The sequence below is a fragment of the Streptomyces doebereineriae genome (assembly GCF_031845645.1).
Classification (GTDB): domain Bacteria; phylum Actinomycetota; class Actinomycetes; order Streptomycetales; family Streptomycetaceae; genus Streptomyces; species Streptomyces canus.
Genome location: NZ_JAVREZ010000068.1, coordinates 1 through 719, shown reverse-complemented (window position 1 = coordinate 719; position 719 = coordinate 1). Strand labels below are relative to the sequence as shown.

General features: G+C 74.7%; 1 protein-coding gene. It reads right to left on the bottom strand.

Annotated features, from left to right (window positions below; translation table 11 throughout):
• The coding region (locus RNB18_RS50725; protein ID WP_311720892.1) for an EamA family transporter at window positions 1-719 on the bottom strand (719 nt) is incomplete at both ends.

Genomic DNA, 719 nt, shown 5'->3' with positions numbered 1-719 from the left:
CGACGGCACCGGCCGCCGCCCCCGCCCCCGCGGCGACGGGTCCCGACGGCGGTTTCGGGGCGGCCGACTGGGCGATGAACGCGCCGGTCAGGACCACGAAGCCGCCGATGAGCTGCGGGGCGGAGAGGTGCTCGCCGAGGAGCACCCAGGCCAGCACGGTCGCGATGACCGCCTCCAGGCAGGCGACGACCCCGGCGACCTGCGGCGAGAGCCTGCGGACGGAGACGACGCCACTGCCGTACGCGAGCACGGTGGCGACCAGCACGATCCAGCCGAGCAGCGCCCAGGCGGGAACCCCGGTGCCGTTCATCCCGGCGGTGCCGCCGAGCAGGGACCAGTCCATGCCCCACGGGCGCGCCACGACGGTGAGGACGAGGGCGCCGACGATCAGTCCGTACGAGATGACGCCGAGCGGATGCGGAGGTTCGGCCCGCCGGCCGTCGGCGCCCTCACCCCTGCCTTCCTGGCCGCCGTGGTCGGAGAGGACGAAGTAGCCCACCTGACAGCAGGCGGCACCGAGGGCGAGCAGCAGCCCGAGCGCGTCGAAGCTCAGCCCGGCCCAGACCTCCACGACACAGGCCAGACCGCCGACCGCCAGGACCACACCGAGCGCGGCGGCCCGGGTGACGGGCCTGCGCTGGACGAACCGGACCCAGCCGAGGACCAGCGCGGGGGCCAGATACTCGACAAGAAGCGCCACGCCGACCGGGATACGGGAG